The 20,780-nt window shown below is 39.1% G+C and carries 16 protein-coding genes; 15 read left to right on the top strand and 1 reads right to left on the bottom strand.

Annotated elements, in window-relative coordinates:
- Positions 1 to 361: 361 nt before the first annotated feature.
- Entirely contained in the window at positions 362 to 760 is a 399-nt protein-coding gene (locus G590_RS0117435; RefSeq protein WP_022766925.1) for a hypothetical protein, read from the bottom strand.
- 229 nt (positions 761 to 989) lie between these two features.
- Here G590_RS0117435 and G590_RS0117440 point away from each other — a divergent pair, with 229 nt between their 5' ends.
- The 15 genes from G590_RS0117440 (at position 990) to G590_RS0117510 (ending at position 20,732) form a co-directional block, all read left to right on the top strand.
- Positions 990 to 2,309, top strand: coding sequence for an MATE family efflux transporter (locus G590_RS0117440; RefSeq protein WP_022766926.1), 1,320 nt, complete (start codon positions 990 to 992; stop codon positions 2,307 to 2,309).
- A 126-nt stretch (positions 2,310 to 2,435) separates the two neighbouring features.
- On the top strand, positions 2,436 to 2,720 hold the full coding sequence (locus G590_RS0117445) for a co-chaperone GroES (RefSeq protein ID WP_022766927.1): 285 nt from the start codon (positions 2,436 to 2,438) through the stop codon (positions 2,718 to 2,720).
- A 23-nt stretch (positions 2,721 to 2,743) separates the two neighbouring features.
- Complete coding sequence (gene groL, locus G590_RS0117450; RefSeq protein ID WP_022766928.1) at positions 2,744 to 4,369, top strand: chaperonin GroEL; 1,626 nt, start codon at positions 2,744 to 2,746, stop codon at positions 4,367 to 4,369.
- Between the two features lie 260 nt (positions 4,370 to 4,629).
- Positions 4,630 to 7,029, top strand: coding sequence for an ABC transporter permease (locus tag G590_RS0117455; RefSeq protein WP_022766929.1), 2,400 nt, complete (start codon positions 4,630 to 4,632; stop codon positions 7,027 to 7,029).
- A gap of 147 nt (positions 7,030 to 7,176) precedes the next feature.
- Complete coding sequence (locus tag G590_RS0117460) at positions 7,177 to 7,386, top strand: hypothetical protein (protein WP_022766930.1); 210 nt, start codon at positions 7,177 to 7,179, stop codon at positions 7,384 to 7,386.
- 17 nt (positions 7,387 to 7,403) lie between these two features.
- Positions 7,404 to 7,643 (top strand): hypothetical protein, encoded by a 240-nt coding sequence (locus G590_RS0117465; protein ID WP_022766931.1) that lies wholly within the window; start codon positions 7,404 to 7,406, stop codon positions 7,641 to 7,643.
- A gap of 100 nt (positions 7,644 to 7,743) precedes the next feature.
- Entirely contained in the window at positions 7,744 to 9,267 is a 1,524-nt protein-coding gene (locus G590_RS0117470; RefSeq protein ID WP_022766932.1) for a radical SAM/SPASM domain-containing protein, read from the top strand.
- Between the two features lie 21 nt (positions 9,268 to 9,288).
- Positions 9,289 to 10,722 carry a radical SAM protein gene (locus G590_RS0117475; RefSeq protein WP_022766933.1) on the top strand — a complete coding sequence of 478 codons (1,434 nt, stop codon included), beginning with the start codon at positions 9,289 to 9,291 and terminating at the stop codon, positions 10,720 to 10,722.
- Between the two features lie 5 nt (positions 10,723 to 10,727).
- On the top strand, positions 10,728 to 11,846 hold the full coding sequence (locus G590_RS0117480) for a radical SAM protein (protein WP_196802518.1): 1,119 nt from the start codon (positions 10,728 to 10,730) through the stop codon (positions 11,844 to 11,846).
- A gap of 12 nt (positions 11,847 to 11,858) precedes the next feature.
- The gene (locus G590_RS20125; protein WP_196802519.1) at positions 11,859 to 12,497 is read left to right on the top strand and encodes a diphthine--ammonia ligase; all 639 of its coding nucleotides are present in this window, start codon (positions 11,859 to 11,861) and stop codon (positions 12,495 to 12,497) included.
- Positions 12,497 to 14,035 (top strand): YcaO-like family protein, encoded by a 1,539-nt coding sequence (locus tag G590_RS0117490; RefSeq protein WP_022766936.1) that lies wholly within the window; start codon positions 12,497 to 12,499, stop codon positions 14,033 to 14,035. The genes G590_RS20125 and G590_RS0117490 overlap by 1 nt, the downstream gene beginning before the upstream one ends.
- Before the next feature lie 185 nt (positions 14,036 to 14,220).
- On the top strand, positions 14,221 to 15,795 hold the full coding sequence (locus G590_RS0117495; RefSeq protein WP_196802520.1) for a B12-binding domain-containing radical SAM protein: 1,575 nt from the start codon (positions 14,221 to 14,223) through the stop codon (positions 15,793 to 15,795).
- Between the two features lie 10 nt (positions 15,796 to 15,805).
- Positions 15,806 to 16,312 carry a hypothetical protein gene (locus G590_RS0117500; RefSeq protein WP_022766938.1) on the top strand — a complete coding sequence of 169 codons (507 nt, stop codon included), beginning with the start codon at positions 15,806 to 15,808 and terminating at the stop codon, positions 16,310 to 16,312.
- A 2-nt stretch (positions 16,313 to 16,314) separates the two neighbouring features.
- A complete protein-coding gene (locus tag G590_RS0117505; protein WP_022766939.1) occupies positions 16,315 to 18,495 on the top strand; it encodes a cysteine peptidase family C39 domain-containing protein in 2,181 nt (726 codons plus the stop codon).
- 26 nt (positions 18,496 to 18,521) lie between these two features.
- Positions 18,522 to 20,732 carry an ATP-binding cassette domain-containing protein gene (locus G590_RS0117510; RefSeq protein WP_155828798.1) on the top strand — a complete coding sequence of 737 codons (2,211 nt, stop codon included), beginning with the start codon at positions 18,522 to 18,524 and terminating at the stop codon, positions 20,730 to 20,732.
- Positions 20,733 to 20,780 lie beyond the last annotated feature (48 nt).

The raw sequence follows: 20,780 nt of genomic DNA on the forward strand, positions 1-20,780 counted from the left end.
CATACATATAAAGCGAATTTTTCGGTTGCAGTGCATATGTGTAGATTGTTCTATCGAGGAAAGGCATCATCACCTGATTTGGAAACCATTATATCAAAAAATCTAGTTCCTATAAGGCCAGATAGACATCGGGAAAGAAAACTAACTGGCAAGATATATCATAGTTTCCTATACAGAGTAGCATAAAAACAATAAGCTGCATAATTTTATTTTGGCGGAGAAAATCCGTCTATTTGCTATGCCCTAAAAAGAAGAAACTGAGGATGAAGAGTAAAATACTTCATCCTCAGTCTGTTGCCATTTTTGTATTGTCATACTAACTTAATGACATTGGACTTAACGTCTCCTCTTTATGTTTGGTTTAAACAGTGGTGTCCAGATTTGTTCCGGCAGCTGCTTCAGATGCGGCCGGCTGCGAATTTTCTTCTTCTTTCAGCTTCTTAAGAAGCTCTGACTTGGTATAGGTTCCTGAGTTCTTGATGCTGCTGAAATGGTTGTCCAGGAAATTTGACTTGGAGGTCGAACTTTTCTTGGAGCTTGCAGCTGTGGTAGCACTTGAAGAAGAGTCAGCAGCTGTGGTTGTAGAACCTGTCTCCTGATATGCTTTCAGAGCAGATTTGTTACCGACTTTTTTGACATATGATTTCATAAGAGAGCCATAAGCACCGCTCTTTATCTGGTTATAGTCACCGTAGAGACTGCTCATGCTGCTGTTGAGATCAAACTTGCCGTTTAAACTGCTGAAAAAGTTTGTGCTCACTATAATCACCTCCTTGATGAAGTGTTTGCCAGTAAGGCAAACGCCGCGCCATCCGTGTCACGGCATAAACATAATATCTTACGATTATTATGCATTAGAGCAAATCCAAATGCAATTTAGTAAGTATTAAAAGAGTATAAACTATTTATATGAAACTATTTGTATAAACATCTTAAAAGTAGTAGAATTTCTTGGCTGAATAAATGATTATTAGAGGATATATTAAGTAATGACAGAAGGTTCAATAACCAAAAAACTTATAAGCTTTGCAATACCGCTGTTTTTCGGACAGCTCCTGCAGCAGACCTACAATGTGGTGGATTCTGTTGTTGTTGGTAATGTTTTGGGAAAAGAGGCACTTGCAGCAGTCAGTACGACCGGAAGTCTTATCTTTTTGATGGTTGGATTTATAAACGGACTGTTTATGGGAAACAATGTTATCGTCGGTAAAAGATACGGCGCCAAAGACTATGAAGGTGTTTCGATTGCAGTCCATACAGGTATAACATTTGCGCTGATCATGGGAGTTGTTCTGACTGTTGGCGGATATTTTATAACTCCGCAACTGTTAAAGCTCATGGGCACTCCGGAAGATGTTCTTCCCAATTCGATTACATATTTTAAGATATTTTTCCTTGGGGGCCTTGGAAATGTTATTTATAATGCGTGTTGCGGTGTTTTCCAGGCAATGGGGGATTCCAAGAGACCTCTCTATTACCTTATGGCCAGTACCTGCATAAATACAGTGCTTGATATTCTGTTTGTGAAATTCCTTGGATTTGGTATAGGAGGCGCAGCAGGAGCTACCATAATCGCACAGTTTGTCAGTGCATTTCTGGCATTTTCCAAGCTTACCAAAGTTGATGGCCCCCACAGGATATATATTTCCAAATTGGCAATGGATAAAGAAACCATTGCAAAAGAGCTTAAGATCGGTTTTCCTACCGGAATACAGAACAGTGTTATTGCTATCGGAAATGTTGTAGTCCAGTCCAATATCAATGCTTTTGGAGCAGTGGCTATGGCCGGATGCGGAAGCTATTTTAAGCTTGAGGGATTTGTCTTTTTACCGATTGTATGTATGACGATGGCGCTGACTACATTTGTAAGTCAGAATCTCGGAGCCGGCAATTATGACAGGGTCAGGAAGGGCTCGGTTATCGGAACTCTGATAAGCGCAGGTGCAGCGGAGGTTATTGGTGTTATAACCATTGTCTTTGCTCCTATACTTCTCAGAATGTTTTCAAATGATCCGGAGGTTCTTGCAATAGGAGCTTCTCAGGCCAGGACCGAGAGCCTCTTTTATTTTCTGCTGGCCACGAGCCATGCACTGGCAGGCATATACAGAGGGGCAGGCAAGACTACGGTCCCTATGCTGGTAATGCTCTCAAGCTGGTGCCTTCTCAGAATAACCTATATTACTGTTACAGTAAGATTCATCCCTGTTGTGAACGTTATTTTCTGGGCTTATCCTCTGACATGGTCGGTTAGTACGATAATATTTATTATTTATTACTTCAAAGCAAACTGGATGAGGCAAGAAAAATAATAAATATACTTGAATGACAGAATAAAAGGTGCTAATATATGTTCTTGGAGGTTAGCACTCAATCAAGCCGAGTGCTAACAAAGCAAAATCGTAAATTCATAAGATTACATAAAGGAGGCGTTTGTAATGAAGTTAGTACCACTTGCAGACAGAGTTGTATTGAAGCAGCTTGAGGCAGAAGAGACAACCAAATCAGGTATCGTCCTTCCGGGAGCTGAGAAAGAGAAGCCACAGCAGGCTGAGGTTATTGCAGTAGGACCCGGCGGAGTAGTAGATGGCAAGGAAGTTAAGATGGAAGTTAAGAAAGGTGACAATGTCATCTATTCCAAGTACTCAGGAACAGAAGTTAAGCTTGATGATGTAACATATATCATTGTTAAGCAGAATGATATTCTTGCGATCATTAAATAATTATATTTTCGGAGGAAATAAAAATGGCAAAGACAATTAAGTACGGCGCTGACGCCCGCACAGCTATGGTAGAAGGCGTTAATAAGCTTGCTGATACAGTCAGAGTAACACTCGGACCCAAAGGTAGAAACGTAGTTCTTGACAAGTCATACGGTGCACCTACAATCACAAACGACGGTGTTACTATTGCAAAAGAGATTGAGCTTGAGGATTCTTATGAGAATATGGGAGCTCAGCTTGTTAAGGAAGTAGCTACCAAGACCAATGATGTAGCAGGTGACGGTACAACAACAGCTACAGTTCTTGCACAGGCTATGATCAACGAAGGTGTTAAGAACCTGGCTGCAGGCGCTAACCCAATCGTTCTCAGAAAAGGTATGAAGAAGGCTACTGACGCAGCAGTAGAGGCTATCGGCAAGATGGCAACCAAGGTTAAGGGCAAAGAGCAGATCATGAGAGTAGCTGCTGTTTCATCAGGAGATGATGAAGTAGGCCAGATGATCGCTGATGCAATGGAGAAGGTTTCAAACGATGGTGTTATCACAATCGAAGAGTCCAAGACAATGCAGACAGAGCTTGACCTTGTAGAAGGAATGCAGTTCGACAGAGGATACATTTCAGCATACATGGCAACAGATATGGATAAGATGGAAGCTACTTTAGAGGATCCATTCATCCTTATCACAGACAAGAAGATCTCTAATATCCAGGATATTCTTCCTCTTCTTGAGCAGATCGTTAAGACAGGCTCCAAGCTCCTTATCATCGCTGAGGATGTTGACGGTGAGGCTCTTACAACTCTTATCGTTAACAAGCTCCGTGGTACATTCAATGTAGTAGCTGTTAAGGCTCCCGGATACGGCGATCGCAGAAAGGCTATGCTTGAGGATATCGCTATTCTTACAGGCGGTAAGGTTATTTCTTCAGATCTTGGTCTTGAGCTCAAGGATACAACAATGGATGACCTTGGAAGAGCTAAGAGCATCAAGGTTGAGAAGGAGAAGACAACAATCGTTGATGGTCTTGGAGCTAAGAAAGAGATCCAGGCAAGAGTAGCTCAGATTAAGAAGCAGATCGAGGATACAACATCTGATTTCGACAGAGAGAAGCTTCAGGAGAGACTTGCTAAGCTCGCAGGCGGTGTTGCAGTTATCAGAGTCGGTGCTGCTACAGAGACTGAGATGAAGGAAGCTAAGTACAGAATGGAAGATGCTCTTAATGCTACAAGAGCAGCTGTTGAAGAGGGTATTATCTTCGGTGGTGGATCAGCTTACATCCACGCTTCCAAGGAAGTTGCAAAGCTTGCTGACAAGCTTGAGGGAGATGAGAAGACAGGAGCTAAGGTTGTTCTTAAGGCTCTTGAGGCACCTCTTTTCCACATCGCAGCAAATGCCGGACTTGACGGATCTGTTATCGTTAACAAGGTAAAAGAGTCTAAGGCCGGAATCGGATTTAATGCTTACTCAGAAGAGTATGTGGACATGGTTAAGGACGGAATCATCGATCCTGCCAAGGTTACACGTTCAGCTCTTCAGAATGCTACATCAGTAGCTTCAAGCTTCCTTACAACTGAGGCAGCTGTGGCTACAATCAAGGAGCCCGTTCCTCCTATGCCAGCAGGTGGCGCCGGAATGGGTATGGGGATGTGAGCGATAACGAGCCAAACTCATCAGGAAATATAAGGTAATGACTCCGTAAGGAGTTTCACAATAAAAAGACACATGGTCTCAAGTTTACTTGAAAGACCATGTGTCTTTTTTTGTGAAGTAGTCGCTTAGGCGACGTATTGCCATATATTTCCTGATGAGCTTGGCGACAACGGACGACAGGGAAATCACGAAGTGATTTCCCTGTATGTTTTGCTGAATCTGTTTTCAAAAGTACGATATAATGATAATGGAGGTGTATTATGGAGATAATTGCTGAGTACATTAAAAGTGCTATTAAGCAGCTTATTGGTAATAAGACACGTACATTGATGACCATGCTCGGAATAGTTATCGGTATTGCGTCAGTAATTATCGTTATAGCACTAGGCAACGGAATGAGTGATTATATAACTACTCAGCTTAATAATACATTGACCAGCTCCGGCAATATAGCCATAGATCCGTTGAAGACAACTGAAAGAATTACACAGGAAGATATGGATGATGTTAAAGAAAAGATATCTGAACTGAATGGAATCAGTCCGGTGTATTCAGAGTCTGAACGAACTGTTAAGATAGCCACCTCAAGGGGGACATTTCTTTCAACATTGATTGCCAGATCTGAAGGCGGTCTTTATGCCAAGGGAAGAGAAATGGCAGCCGGAACATATTTTTCCAGGCAACAGGTTGACACACTTGAAAGAGTTTGTGTAATGATGGACACGGATGCTGATAAAATATTTGGCACAAGAAATTGTATCGGTATGCCGATTGAAATATTGGTCGGAAGCAAAAGCGCAGAATATACTGTTATTGGCCTTAGGCAAAGTGACCACTCATTTTTGGATATGTTCAATGACACTAACAGGGATTTCTATGCGTCTATAGAGATACCGTATACTTCTTATGGAAACGATTTTGATGTTAACGTTGATTCCATGACTTTGGTGGAAGTATATGCCGATGGACAGGTATTGAATGATGTGACCAAAAAAGCATATCAAATAATAGCCAGAAATCATGATCTGGCAGGGAGTAACGCAATATCTTCAAGGATTACCGAAGGTCTTGCGGATATGTTTGGTAGTATTATCAGAAATGCCAGATATTTTATGATACTTGTTGCGATTGTATCTCTTGTAGTCGGCGGCATCGGTATTATGAACATTATGCTGGTCTCGGTTACGGAAAGAACCAGAGAAATCGGTATCCGTAAATCTATCGGAGCCAGAACCACAGCAGTTATGGCCCAGTTTTTGGCGGAATCTGCTTTTCTTTCTTTTATTGGCGGCGTTTTAGGAATTATTATTGGAATTATCATTTCCGCAATCGGTTGCCGGATTCTCTCATTTGAACTTAGACTATCGCCTGCGGAAGTATTGCTTGCAGGATTTTTCTCTATCATTTTAGGCCTTTTTTTTGGACTTTATCCAGCCAGAAAAGCTGCCGGAATGAAACCTATTGATGCGCTTAGGAACATTCTGACAGATGGGAAAAATACAAGAGTCAGAAATATTCTTACTATGTTGGGCATTATCATAGGAATAATGTCAGTTCTTTTAATCCTTGTCATTAGCGATGGGTATGAGGAGCAAATGAAGCTTGATCTTAATAAAAAAGCTTCTTCCATCATAATAAAAGTTGATCCCACGAAAACTGAAAAGTTTATCACAAGAAATTTGCTGTCTCGTCTTTCAGAACACTACAACGGTCAAATATACGGAATAGATCTTGTTGATACAATTTCTGCGGATGGTCAGTCTGTAAGTTATAGGGGACAAGAGGTGACTGTTAATCTTTTTGGCGACGGCAATGCCATATTGCAGGAAAATGCCATGACTTTGCTAAAGGGGAGATTTTATGATTTTGATGAATTGATAAATGGCGATTATGTTTGTGTAATACCTGAAAATGTTGCAACTAAAATCTTTGGGTATAGCGATATTTTGGGAAAGCAGCTTACTATATCGGTGAAAAATAAAAGCCATGATTTTACTGTAATAGGTATTATTGCTACCTCTGATTGGGATATTTCGCAGGAAAACAAAAATATATACGAATGTTATATTCCTTTTATAACTGCCTGTGACGTACTGGAGATAGAACCTGACGAAAAACTGACAGATGTTAAACTTATTGTAGATCATGATCATGTGGAGAGTGCTCTTAGAGGACTTGCATCTTTAGTTGAAAACATGCTTGATATTAGAGGCCTGGGAGCTGTAAGAGTAAGTAGAGAAGATACTATGAGCGGATATGATCGCATAATGAGCATGATTAAATATGTTGGAGCTATAATAGCAGCTATTTCTATTATTGTAGGTGGTATCGGTGTAATGAATATCATGACTGTAACTGTGGAAGAGAGGACAAGAGAAATTGGAATCAGGAAATCTATTGGAGCAAGGACGAGCTATATAATGTTTCAGTTTCTGGCTGAAACTGCAAAGCTTACTTTGGCGGGAGGATTTATCGGCGTTGTTTTGGGGCTCGCATTATCCTTTAGTGTATGCAGATTTATTGGTTTTCCGTTTGTGGTTAATCCACTGGCAGTAGTACTTGTGGCAGGACTGTCTGTGTTTGTAGGAGTTTTTTTTGGAATTGCGCCTGCTTACAAAGCTTCTAAACTAAAGCCTATAGATGCCCTTAGAGCAGAATAGTGTAATGCATATTATTAAAAACTGATTAAAAAAAGTAAAAATATTGACTATAAAAAATATGATATATTAAAATGTATTTGTAGTTATATATGCCGTAGTGAAGGTGTATAGAGTAGCAATTGGATGGTTATATCAGGAGGTATTGGAATGAACTTTACTAAAGAACAGATTGAAAAGGCTTCAAAGTGCAAAAGTGTTGATGAGCTTCTTGAACTCGCAAAAGCTGAAGGAATTGATCTTGCAAGAGCTGAAGCAGAAAAGTATTTTGCTCAGTTATCAAGCGGTGAGCTTAACCTTGATGACATGACCAGCGTTGCCGGTGGTGCATGTGCCGGAAATGCATGTGCTCAGTGTTGAGAAAGTTCAGGTGAAATATGGCAGAAATGAAAGTGTCCAAAGAACTTTTTCAGAAATTGGCAGCTTGTAAAAGTGCGCAGGAAGTAATAGATATTTGCAAGGAAAATTCAGTAGAAGTTTCCCTTGAGGATGCTGAAAAATTTATTGCTCAGCTGTCAAACGAAGAACTCAGCCTTGAGAATGTTGAAAAGATTGCCGGTGGAGAACCTTGTGTTGGTGCAGTATCTTTCGGATGCGTTGGAATAGGCATAGCTTAAATTTAATATTGTAAATTATAATTATTGAACTCACGTATATCTTTATTGTTAAGGTGTATGTGAGTTCTTTATAAATAAGGTAATTGTGGGGGACTGTAAAATGGCTTCGGAACATTTAAGCGTGTACAGTATGATTGTGCCTCTTTCAGAAGAATCTGATGGAGAAATGCTTCTTTCAAACGGAGTATATGGTGCATATGACATTATAACGGCTGATGAGTGGAAATTGATTAAAAGTGAAAATACAGAAGAATTACCGGGGGAGACAAGACAGCGGCTTAAAAGGCGTGGACATTTGGTTTGCGAGGATGAAAAAGCTGAAGCAGAAAGCGCAGCCCTCTTATCCAGGTGTTATTTTCTTCTTCCTTATAGAACTCTTATGGATATAGTAATAATGCCTACCTACAACTGTAACTTCAGGTGCGATTATTGCTATGAGAGAAAACGCCTTGAGAAAGGCGGAGAATGGCTCGGGCACACGATGAAAAAGGAGGTCATCGATGCTGTTTGGGAACAGATTGACGAGTATATCAGGCAGAATAGAGTTATAAGGCATATTTTTTTATATGGGGGAGAACCTCTTTTGGCAAGTAACAGACCGCAGGTTGAAGAAATCATTAATGGTTGTAAAAAACGTGGGATAGAAATGGTCTGTGTCACCAATGGTTATGATCTTGATAAATACATCGACTTGATAAAGGAGGTTAAATTTGATTTTATTCAGGTTACAGTAGACGGTCCCAAGCAGGTTCATGACAAGAGACGAATTCTTGCCGGTGGGCAGGGAAGCTATGACCGTATTATGAAAAATGTTGAACTTGCATTGAAAGCAGGTATAAGGATTCATCTTCGTACCAATATTAACAGGTCTAATCTGGATAGTTCCATGGAACTTGTAAATGAGTATAAGGAACGCGGTTTTTTGGATTATCCAAATTTTTATTGGTATTTTAAGGCCACTATAGGGTGCTTTGAAGATGACCCTGCAAATGCCATAACTGATCTGGAAATGTTTGAAACCATGATAAACAGTGGCATGGACAGAACAGAAGCTATGCAGCACTGCATGGTGTACTCTCAGGTGCTAAACAGAGTGGGAAGAGCGTTGGAAAGAGAAAGCTACCCTCTGCTTCGTCCGGCAGCTTGTGGCGCTGAATCAGATATGCTGGTGGTAGATCCTGACGGACTATTGTACACCTGCTGGGACGTTGTATCCATGGAAGAATATGCAGTTGGATTTACTGACATTGAAGCTAAACGTTTCAGATTTGATTTTAGCTATCCAAAGTGGAGAAACAGAACTGCTGACAAAATTACCGACTGTGAGAAATGTCCTGTGATGTTCGTATGTGGCGGAGGTTGTGCTATCGAAGCAGATCACGAATACGGATCCATAAACAGAGGTTTTTGTGGATCGTTCAAGGAGGCATTTAAAGAGGCTGCATCGTACATATGTGAGAAAAATTATCAAAAAAACGGAAATAGGGAATTAAGCGGAAGTTGGTATGATCTGATAAGCGGCATTTCTGAATCTGACAGGAAGTTACTCTTTGAAACAATGAGTCAGAAAGAATCTCAGGACATCCTTAAGAAATACATGAAAGGATTTGGCAGAATCTTCTAGAAGAATAACAGGAGGAGAAGGATGAAGCTTAAATTAAAAGAGCCATGGTGCTTAAGGGGATACAGGGGAGATCTGTTTGTACTTGAAAAGTCGGGGAGTATAGAAATTCCTTACAGACTAAAATATCCATTGTATGAACTTCTTTCAAAATGTGACGGAGTCACGGAAATTGACAAAGAGTATGAAGAAAAATTCAGGCCTTTCATAGAAAAATACATAGAAATGGGGGTGCTTGAAAAAAATACAGTTCCCTCTAAAATCAAAGACTGGCAAGAATATGTTTTTTTTGATAACAGGCGTGTTCCTCAGGGCTTTTTTTCCATTACGGGAAGATGCAACCTAAACTGTATCCATTGTTTTTCGGCAACGGAATATGGCAAGGAGATATTTGAGTTTAGTCCGGAACAAATCGAACATATATTAGACGAGTTTTTGTCCTGTGGAATAAGAAATCTGACTATATCGGGTGGAGAACCGCTTGTACGTGCCGACTTTGATAAAGTCGTAGAGGCAATGTACAAAAGGCAGATGAATATGTTGCAGCTATTCACTAACGGTTACAGGTTTAATGAAGAAGTTATAGCTCTTTTGAAAAAATATGATATGAATCCTCAAATAGTTATAAGTTTTGATGGATTTGGAACACACGATTGGATGAGAGGAAGGCAGGGAGCACAGCAGGAAGCGGAAAGAGCTATTAAACTGGCGGCAGACAATGGCTTTTGCGTTAAAGCTAATGTCAATGTCAACTTTAAGACCGCACCGACGATGCCGGAGACGTGCAAATATCTATATGATCTGGGAGTGCGTTCGATATTTTTCATAAGGACCAGTGAGGGGCCAAAATGGATCAGAAGCGGACTTCTTAGCTTAACAGCAAGAGAATATTGGGAAGTTATGCTAAAGGTTAGTGAAAGCCTTAGGCAGGAGAATAAAAAAGATTTGGAATTCATTTGGTTTAACGGACCAACAATTCGGGCAGGAGCGACTGCTGCCGATTATCAAAGAGGAAATTCCTATCAATATGAATCCGGTGATATAAAGCATTCTGCGTGGTGTTTCAAAGCGATAAATGCTGTATACGTATCTTCTACCGGTAGGATAATGCCATGTGATGGTTGTGAGGGCGTTGCGCTTCAAAAGGACTGGGAGCCCGGGCGGTGTAATGTATTAAATATGCCACTTAAGGATATATTAAATAATTCTTCCTATTCACAGCTTATGAAAATGTCCACAGAGGAACTTCTGGATGGATTAAAAGAGTGTAGAGAATGTGAATTTAGCGATAGATGTCACGGAGGAAATTGCAGAGTCTGCGGCGTGCTGTATCAGGCAGTGGAAAGCGGATTTTCTTTTGAAAATACAGACATTAATCTTATGCTAAAAGCTCCGCTTACATGTTCTTTCTACAAGGATGGGTATTATGCAAAATTACTCGATATTCTTAAGGACTAATGACTATGAGAAAAGTTAAGACTCTGCAATGGATGATCACGGAACGCTGCAATTACTCTTGCAGACACTGCTATCTGGGAGAAGATAAAAAAAACGAGCCGACTACGGATGAACTTATCTCATATATTCCACTTATTAAAGAGGCGGGAATAGAAAGTGTAGTGATTACCGGAGGGGAGCCACTTATTCGTAATGACTTTGAGACTCTGGTAAAAGAACTGTCTCAAAGTGGTATATCCATATCTGCAATAATAACCAATGGCTTTTATCTCAATGAAAGAATTCTTGGCTGTCTTAAGGATAATGGACATAATCCAACATTTTGCATTAGTTATGACGGAGACGAAAGTCATGACTTTATAAGAAACAGAGCCGGAGCAAGAGCAGATGCGCTCAAGGCTTTTGATTTATGTAAAAGTGAGGGATTTAGAACAAGCAGCGACATGATGTTTTGCAGAGCCAATATGGATGAGCTCAGAAGTTCGGTAAAGACACTTAATGATCATGGCTGTTCATCTTTAAAAGTTACGCCGCTTATCATGTCAGGAAGCGCAGGAAAATTCATCCCTGATTTAAAGCTTTCGCCTTCACAGGTTCTTGATGCTTTTTGCAATTATATTCCGGATTATTATCGCGATCATATAAGTATGGAAATATATTTAAATGCTTATTTTTATGCTGCTTCATACGACGGAATATGGGCAATTCCCGCGGATGATGCCTGCTTTTTTGTTGATAATTGTGAGATGGGGCTTTGTGCCAATGAGAAGCTTATACCATTTTTAAATGCGCAAGGACGACTTCTTCCATGCGCAGGAGCCGCGTCAGCGGGAAAAGAGATTATAGACGACATGGCCTTTGTCAAGGAGGTTGGTTTTATTGAAGCAATAAATTCTCCCGGTATAAGTTGTTTTTATGGTTATACATTGAAACAGCAGATGGATAACAATACTGATTGCAAGAATTGTAAACATATTAATAAATGCATGGGGGGATGCAGGATAGTAGCTTCATTTGAAGATGGCTGCATATCAGGAAGAGACAAATATTTTTGCACGTTTTTTAGAAATGATTACAGGGAAAAAATCTTAAAAGCTGTAAAACATAGAAAGGAGCTTGTGTAGATGAGATTTATTATGGCATACAGTGGAGGCAAGGATTGCACTCTTTGTCTTGACAGAATGATAAGACAGGGGCATGAGCCTGTAGCTCTTTATACAACTGTAACAAAGCGAGGTTTTAACTATAATCACGGCATAAGAAAAGAAGTTTTTAAAAAATACGAAGAGCATCTTGGGATTCCTGTTGTGTTTTGCGAGACCGAAGAACTCCATAATGAAGATGATATGTATAAAACTCTTTCGGAGGCAATAAGCAAATATAACGCTGAAGCTGTTTGTACGGGTGATATATACAGGGAAGATGTGGCTGCCTGGAACAGGCATCTGGCAGAGAGGCTGGGGATAGATCTTTTAACTCCGCTCTGGAATGAAAAATCCGAGGATATATTAAATGAGGTTCTTGAAAGAGGATATAAGTTTTTGATAAAAGCCGTCAAAACTGATTATCTGTCTGAAGACTACATAGGCAGAGAAATAAACAAAGATCTTATTGAGGAATTCAAAAAAAGGGGAATGGATATATGCGGTGAAGATGGGGAGTATCACTCAATTACTGTTGATGGTCCGATTTTCAAAACACCTATGAGAATTAAGTTTAAGACTCCGATTGTTGGCGGAGGAAGAGCTATGAGTGATGTCATTTTGGAGGATTGATGTTTGCAAAGGGAAAAGAAAAAAAGCCACAGGAAACAGTACAAAACATAAAGAAAATTCTGGAGAAACTTGATATTGAACTTAATGAGATAGGCTACGAATGCATGAACGGTCTTTCCAGTGTGCAACTTTATGATCCTATGTGTAATTGGAGAGTTTGGGGGAAGGGGACAAATCCTGAGTGGGCTCTTGCCAGCGCATATGGCGAAGCTGTGGAAAGATTATCCAATTTTGTTATATATAAGTCGCAGTGGGATTATTCTGATGGGCCTAAGTGGCCGTTTGAAAAAAGGCTTCCTATAAATGCACTTTGGGATTCCCGTGATGCCGCTGATGATTTTTCCAAACTTTGTATACATGAGAATGATACTGACAAAGAAGCATTTTTGGAAGAATACCTTGGGACAAAAGAATTGTCTTTTATCCCATATACGAGCTTAAAAACAGGAAAAGAGGTTTATCTTCCCGAAGATGTAATTAATTGTATGAGCGGAAGCAATGCCATGGCAGCCGGAAATACTCAAGAAGAAGCCTTGTGCCAGGCTCTATGTGAAACTGCAGAGAGATATTCCAAATTTCAGATAATATTAAACGGTTATACTCCGCCGGAAATAGACAGAAAAATTTTGGAAGAACTTGCTCCGGAGGCTTTGGATATCATAAATGAAGCTGAAAAGAAGTTTGACCTGAAAATAGTTGTAAGGGATGCCTCACTTTTAAAAGATCTTCCTGTGTTGAATGTGGTATTTTTCGATAAAAGTAAAGAGCTTTATGCATCCAGATTTGGGGCGCATCCTCTTTTTAACGTAGCACTTGAGAGGTGCCTGACGGAAATGGCTCAGGGAAAAAGTGACTTAAAAACAAAGGACTATATGCTTCCTGTTCATTCCGATGATGCCAATGTGCTTAGCTTTAGAAATCTTGCAGACAGTTTTAGAAACGATTTTGCAGATATGCCGAAGACTTTTTTTGAAGGGGGTACTACTTGGGAGTTTTCAAGATGGAAAAACTTTGGAGATTCTAACAGCGAGTGGAACAAAAGCCTTATTAACAGTCTTTTAAAACTTTCCGGGGATGTATATTACAGAAAGACCTCTTTTTTGGGGTTGTTTGCGGTCAGACTTTATGTTCCCAAAGTTTCTGTTCTTCCGTTTAAAATAGGTAAAAACAATCTTCAAAATGCTTATCTTCGAGAAATAATACACAGTCCGGAAAGGTTATCTCAAATAAAAACTGCCGCTGAAGCAAAAAGGCTTTTGAATGTTCTTACAGATTTAAATTCATCTGTCGGAAACAGGAGTGATAATTTGCTTTTGGAGTCGGATATAGGTATTTCAGCAGATAATCTAATAAAGCTTTTGTTAAAGATTGTTGACGGAAGTGACAAGGACGCACTTGAGAATCATTTTGGAATTTCACCATTTATGAGAGAAATCAGGCTTTTGAGAAAACAGGAGCATGAAGAAAAAATCCTTTTATCCAGAAAAGAACAGGAGAAAAAACTCAGAAAAAGGCTTTTGGAAACAGAGGGGAAATGATGGATGTTTTATTGGTTAACGGAATGGATCTTTCAGGTACAGAGGCGGTTACTGCACATATAGGACAGCATATCTTAAAGAGCATATTAGAGCCGGAGTTTGAAACAAAGATAATAAGTTTTGATGATCTTGTAAGGAAAAAAGAATTTGATATAGGAGACGATCCTGAGAAACTGATAGGAAAAATGGCAGACCTGATCATTTCTCAAGGTACACCGGTTGTAGGCTTTTACACTATTTGCAATACTTTTCATCTGGTTGTGAGAGTTTCAGAGGTTGTAAAAAAAAGAGCACCGGAAACATTTATTTTTTATGGTGGGCCTCATGCAACGCTTACTTCGAAAAAATGCATGGAAACCTTTAATTTTCTTGACCTTATATGTCTTGGCGAATCAGAGAGAAGTATATTGCCGCTTATGAGAGAAATATTTGGAAAAAGAGACTTTGATGTTGTACCGGGAATTGTTTATCGAAATAATGGTACAATTAAAGAAAATCCATGTGCTGCCCTTTTATCAGATGATGAATTAACAAAATATACTCAGTATAGACTTGGGAACGTGGCAGAGTTTAAGAAAATGAGGGTAACAATGGAAGGGGGAAGAGGATGCCCTTTCGAATGTTCATTTTGTTCTACTTCAAGATTCTGGAAACGTAAATTCAGAGTTAAACCGGCAGATGTGCTTGTGAAGGAAATGGATAAATACTTCGAACTTTATGGGCAGACAGATTTTGCTATACAGCACGATATGTTCACAGCAAACAGAAAGCATATCACAAGCTTTTGCAATTACCTCATAGAGAAAGGAAGTCCATATGTATGGAGATGCTCTTCCAGGACGGATGTACTTGACAAGGACCTGATTGATTTGATGAAAAAGGCCGGTTGCTTGGAAATCTACACCGGGATAGAAACAGGGTCGGATAGAATGCAAAGGATTACCCACAAAAATCTTAAGCTGGAGAATGCTGTTGAAACAATAAGATGGATAACTGAGGCCGGAATAAAAAGTATTGTTTCATTTATTTATGGCTATCCGGATGAGACAGTGGATGACTTTTATCAGACTCTTTCAATGATAAGAAAAATTTATCTTATCGGAAGTATTGATATTCAGCTTCATAAGTTTTTTCCTCTTCCGGCTACGGAAGAGTGTGACAAAGTCATAGGACGGGCATATTTTGATGCGGACACTGTAGATTTGAGTATTTTTAACAGGAATGTTTGCAGTGAAAAAACTCTGGATTTGATAAAAGCAAATAAAGAGCTATTTCTTCAGTTTTATGATTTTAAGTCAGAGGTTCGCACGGATTTTCCGTATATTGAAGCAATGATAATGTTTTTATCATCGCTAGAAGGATCGTTCCCATTGACACTGCGAGAAATCATAGGAAGATGTGATCTTTTGGCATTTTATCGCCATAACGAAGAGATGTTCGGGGGTATTTTTAATTCTTACAGAAGTACGCAGTCCGTTATGAAACTTAGGGGAGAATTCATTAAAATCCTTGGCAAAATTGCACATGAGCAGGTGGAAAGAGGAATCAGTTTTCTTTATGATTTTGAGAAAACCGTTATGGAGTTCAAAAGAAGCTCTGACAGGGAACCTGTTATGCTTGATATGGAATTTGATATTTCACAATACATTAAGAGCAAATGCTTTGTGTGGGAAAATACAAGGGTATTGTTATCAATAGATAATGAAACAATGGACATAAAGATAAAAAAGATACCTTCATGGATTGTGTTTAAGAATTGAGGTGGGTGCAATGGCAAAAAACACAAAAATAAGAGAAGATGACGGAGGAGTGATATTAAAATCTCCTAAAAAGATTGGGGAGTATATGCATGCGACAAGACCGTCTGTTTGGATTGTTCTTTTGGCAATTGCTTTACTTCTGCTTGGCTTTTTACAGTGGGCGATATTTGGAACTGTAGAATTATCTTATAGCACCAAGGCATATACTGATGATGGTGTCACGGTTTGCTGGATGGATTATATGGATGCTGTAAAGGTTGAACCCGGGGCGAAGGTTTTGAGCAGTAACAATAGCGGAAAGGTTGTAAAAATTAAAGATACTGCTGACAGTGCACAGGATGTTCTTGATATTGTCGGGACTTTATATATCAGAGAATTTGCTCTTTTGAGTGATACAAACTATTACAGGGTATATATTGAAATGGATAAAGATTTACCCGATGGCGTAATTGATGTGAAAATAATTGAAGGAACTATAAAGCCCGGAAAATATGTGTTTAACTTAAAAGGTGAATGATCATGGGAATTTACAAAAAAAGAATCCCACTTTCAAAAGGAGTTGCCAAGGTTCCTGTAATAATGCAGATGGAAGCTGTTGAATGCGGAGCAGCTTGCCTTACTATGGTTTTTGCCTATTACGGAAGATTTCTTCCACTTGAAAAAGTCCGTGAAGAATGCGGAGTTTCGAGGGATGGATCAAATCTTAAAAATATGTATCTTGTAGCTGTTGATCAGGGGTTTGAAACAAGAGCACTCAGACTTAATTTGGACAGACTTAAGGAGAGGGCTACTTTTCCTTGTATAGTTTTTGCTGACGGAGATCATTTTATTGTTTTGAATGGTATCAGAAACGGCAGATTTTATGTAAATGATCCGGCACGGGGAATGATCACTCTTGATGAGGATGCTTTTGCGCGCAGATATTCCGGTGTATGTCTTATTATGTCTCCGACCGAAAAGTTTTCACCTTGCGGGAGACCGGCTTCGATATTCGATTTTGTAAGCGAACAGCTTAAGGGAGCCGGGAAAATGGTTGCCCTGGTACTTTTGACTGCACTTATCAGTACTATGGTAAAAATCCTTTTGCCTGCCATTGACAGATTCTTTGTTGATATCATTATGATAACTCCTGATATGAAACTGGGAATATTGTTCTATTTACTTGTTTTATCACTTGTAGGAATTCAAATCACTGCTTTATGGATACAGGCTGCTTATATGACAAAACTTCAGGGCAAAATGTCTATTAAGGCTTGTACGGGATTTGTCTGGCACCTTATGAGTTTGCCGTGCAGGTTCTATGAACAGAGAATGAGCGGAGATTTGCTTGAAAGGTACAATTCAAATCAAAATCTTTCGACTACCATAATAACCAATATAACGCCTGTTGTTTTGGATGTAGCATCAATTATTTTCTACGCTGCTATTATGTTTACCTATAGTCCTCTTCTGGCGACGATCGGTATAATTTCAGTATTGTCCAACCTCTTTCTTAGCAGATTTATCTCTAACAAACGTATAAATATTGCAAGAGTAATGTCCAAACAGACAGCAAATCTCAATGTAGCTACCATAAGCGCCATAGAAATGATAGAAACGATAAAAGCATCCGGAGTTGAAAAGGGTTTTTTTCAGGAGTGGGCAAACTATTATGGAGATTACACCAAGCAGAACATGAATCTTGCAAAGCTTGAATATCGTGTAGGACAGATTCCGGATCTCATTACTTCTGTGACCACAAACCTTGTTATTATAATCGGCGCTATTTGGGTAATGAAGGGAAATTGGACAATTGGCATTTTAGTAGCTTTCAATGCATATCTGAATTCATTTATAACACCTGCCAGATCAGCGGCCAACACATCCCAGCTGTTTATGGAAATGAGGACTGAAGCTGAAAGAGTGCAGGATGTTATGCATTATTCTCCTGAGTTTGATTTAGAATATGAAGGGCTTAATAAAGATAAAGAATATCGTAAACTTGGCGATACTCTGGAAATGAAACATATTACTTTTGGATATAACAGACTTCTGCCACCGATACTTGAGGACTTTTCGTTTTCAATGAAGGCCGGTATGAGTGTAGCGATTGTTGGCGGATCAGGCAGTGGAAAAAGCACAGTGGCCAAACTTCTTGCCGGTATTCAAAAGCCTTGGAGCGGTGAGATACTTATAGATAATACTCCTATTAGTGAAATTCCAAGGGAGGTTTTGGCATCAAGTCTTTCTTTTGTGACACAGAGCACAACTTTTTTTGAAGATAGAATCGTTGATAATCTTAAGATGTTTGATGATACAATAGAGAACTATGAAATCATCATGGCATCAAGAGATGTTCAGATTCATGAGGATATAATTGCCAGAGAAGGTGGGTATCAAGCTGTTTTGCAAGAAGGAGGAAGAAATTTTTCCGGAGGTCAAAGACAGAGGCTGTCTATTGCAAGAGCACTGGCAAATGATCCAAGAATTCTTGTTCTTGATGAAGCTACAGCTGCTCTTGACGCGGAGACTGAATTTAATGTTATGAAAGCAATACATGAAAGAGGAATTACAACTTTAGTTATTTCTCATAGGCTTTCCATCATCCGTGATTGTGATGAGATTATAGTACTAAAGGAAGGCAAAATTGAAAACAGGGGAAAGCATGAGTACCTTATGGAAAATTGTAAGTATTATTCTGATCTTATAACCAGCGAATAAGTGATAGATTTAGGAAAGGCGGAGCTTTGACTGATAGAAACATGAATTATGAAACTGAATTACTGTTTAAGAGAATGTCAGAAGATGAAGTGGAACTATCGGATGCGCTTATCAGCCTGACTGAGGTTGTTGAGGGAAAAAAGGCGCTGGGATGGTTAGGCAATAATTACGACAGGTCTCTTATAGAAAATGCTTTTGAGCATATTCTTGCCTATCTCGGCAAGCCTGAGAAAATCAGCATTGAATCTTTTGATAAGATGAGTGAGACGGAATGGGAAGACTATCTCTATACCTTTTTTGACAAAAGAGGTTTCTCGACTCATGAAATGGAGCTAAAAAAGGGTTGGTCAAAGGATAGTATTGGTCCTATTCTCGCTACCAGAAATAATGGTGACGTGGTAGCTCTTATTCCTGACAGGAATGGGAAATTTCATTATCAGAATTATGAGTCGGGAAAAGACATTCTTATAGACAAAAGTAAGGAATCAGAATTTGCGGATCGTGGAATATGCTTTTTTAGACAGTTTCCAAAAAAAAGCATGAAAGGATATGATCTGCTGATTTTCATGAAGGAATCTCTTAATAGAGCGGATTATATCAATGTGCTTGTATATGGATTGCTTGCTACAAGTGTAGGAATGATAACTCCGGTTCTTATAAAAATTCTTTTCTCAAGTGTTCAGTCTTTTGACAATGTTTCATATATTGTACCCTTTATGATATTTATGATTGCTTCAGCTGTTGCCGTAACCTTATTCAAGGTTGTTCAGAATCAGGTAGTGCATAGGATGTCAGCAAAAGTGGACATGGATATAAGAGCTGCTACTATGGAAAGAATTCTTTCACTTCCGGTAGAATATTATAAAAGACATGCTACAGGTGAACTTGCAAAGAGAATACAAGTGTTGCAGATTCTCAGTCAAGCACTTGTCACAGGAGTATTTACCACAGGTCTGATGCTTGTGCTCAGTGTTATATACATTTGGCAGATATATCGTTTGGGAGGTAGCCTTGCGGTTCCGGTTACCATTATTACAATATTATATGTCTGCCTGTCTGCTTTGATTATTGACAAAAAAAGCGCAGTTAACGCCGAAACCATTGAGTATACGACTAAAGACAATGCACTTTTGGTTTCAATAATGAATGGTATACAGACGCTGAAGGTGTCAGCATCAGAAAAAAGAATATATACAAAGTGGCTCAAAATATTCAAGAAGGAATCCATGGCACAGTATTATCCCGGCTTTTTTGTCACATATGGGAATGTACTCCTTACGGCCGTTACTCTTATAGGAATGATGGCAATATATTTTGTTGCCAATGAGAATAATATGTTTGCTGAATCTTATATAGCTTTTACTTCCGTATATGCAATGCTCACGGCAGTACTGCTTAATGTTCAGGAAGTTATTCCCAATGCATCATTGGTTCGCCCGATCCTTGAAGAACTTGATGTTTTTCTGGAACAGGCACCTGAAGTAAAAGAAGATGAGACACTTAAAGAGGTCAAGATTCGTAACGTTGAGTTTGATAATGTTTCATTCAGGTATGGAAAAGATCTTCCATTAGTAATTAAGAATTTCAGTTTAAAAATACATGAGGGTGAATATGTTGCCGTAGTTGGAAAGAGTGGATGCGGCAAGAGTACTTTGATGCGTCTTTTGCTTGGCTTTGAAGAATGTACTTTTGGAAATGTTTATATCAATGGAATAAATATTAATAGCATAAACAAGAAATCTCTTCGCAGGCAATTAGGTGTTGTAATGCAGGATTCAAAGCTTTTTGCCGGATCTATTTTTAAAAACATATCAATATCCAATCCCGGAATGACTGAGCAGGAAGCTTGGGAAGCTGCGGAAAAAGCAGGAATAGCAGATGATATAAGAAACATGCCAATGCAGATGAATACACTGGTGGATGAGAATGCTTCCTGTATATCGGGAGGACAAAAACAGAGAATTATTATAGCCAGAGCACTTGCGGGAAATCCCAAACTTGTGCTTTTTGATGAAGCTACAAGCGCATTGGATAACATTACACAAAAAATAGTATCGGAATCCCTTGAAAAAATAAAATGTACAAGGGTTGTTATTGCTCACAGGCTTTCAACAATAAAAAATTGTGACAGGATAATAATGCTTGAAAAAGGAGAAATCATTGAGAGCGGAACTTACGATGAACTGATAGATAAAAATGGAAAATTCGCTGCAATGGTAAAACGGCAACTGTTATAATAATTAAATGTATCTCATAGCTGCTTTATTAAAATTTTGCAGTATAAT

The sequence above is a fragment of the Butyrivibrio sp. XPD2006 genome, from assembly GCF_000420865.1.
Taxonomy (GTDB): domain Bacteria; phylum Bacillota; class Clostridia; order Lachnospirales; family Lachnospiraceae; genus Butyrivibrio.

What these genes read in the sequence shown, in the direction of transcription:
- G590_RS0117440 (WP_022766926.1), top strand. Translation starts at nt 990, where the DNA reads ATGACAGAAGGTTCAATAACCAAAAAACTTATAAGCTTTGCAATACCG.
- G590_RS0117445 (WP_022766927.1), top strand. Translation starts at nt 2,436, where the DNA reads ATGAAGTTAGTACCACTTGCAGACAGAGTTGTATTGAAGCAGCTTGAG.
- groL (WP_022766928.1), top strand. Translation starts at nt 2,744, where the DNA reads ATGGCAAAGACAATTAAGTACGGCGCTGACGCCCGCACAGCTATGGTA.
- G590_RS0117455 (WP_022766929.1), top strand. Translation starts at nt 4,630, where the DNA reads ATGGAGATAATTGCTGAGTACATTAAAAGTGCTATTAAGCAGCTTATT.
- G590_RS0117460 (WP_022766930.1), top strand. Translation starts at nt 7,177, where the DNA reads ATGAACTTTACTAAAGAACAGATTGAAAAGGCTTCAAAGTGCAAAAGT.
- G590_RS0117465 (WP_022766931.1), top strand. Translation starts at nt 7,404, where the DNA reads ATGGCAGAAATGAAAGTGTCCAAAGAACTTTTTCAGAAATTGGCAGCT.
- G590_RS0117470 (WP_022766932.1), top strand. Translation starts at nt 7,744, where the DNA reads ATGGCTTCGGAACATTTAAGCGTGTACAGTATGATTGTGCCTCTTTCA.
- G590_RS0117475 (WP_022766933.1), top strand. Translation starts at nt 9,289, where the DNA reads ATGAAGCTTAAATTAAAAGAGCCATGGTGCTTAAGGGGATACAGGGGA.
- G590_RS0117480 (WP_196802518.1), top strand. Translation starts at nt 10,728, where the DNA reads ATGAGAAAAGTTAAGACTCTGCAATGGATGATCACGGAACGCTGCAAT.
- G590_RS20125 (WP_196802519.1), top strand. Translation starts at nt 11,859, where the DNA reads ATGGCATACAGTGGAGGCAAGGATTGCACTCTTTGTCTTGACAGAATG.
- G590_RS0117490 (WP_022766936.1), top strand. Translation starts at nt 12,497, where the DNA reads ATGTTTGCAAAGGGAAAAGAAAAAAAGCCACAGGAAACAGTACAAAAC.
- G590_RS0117495 (WP_196802520.1), top strand. Translation starts at nt 14,221, where the DNA reads ATGGCAGACCTGATCATTTCTCAAGGTACACCGGTTGTAGGCTTTTAC.
- G590_RS0117500 (WP_022766938.1), top strand. Translation starts at nt 15,806, where the DNA reads ATGGCAAAAAACACAAAAATAAGAGAAGATGACGGAGGAGTGATATTA.
- G590_RS0117505 (WP_022766939.1), top strand. Translation starts at nt 16,315, where the DNA reads ATGGGAATTTACAAAAAAAGAATCCCACTTTCAAAAGGAGTTGCCAAG.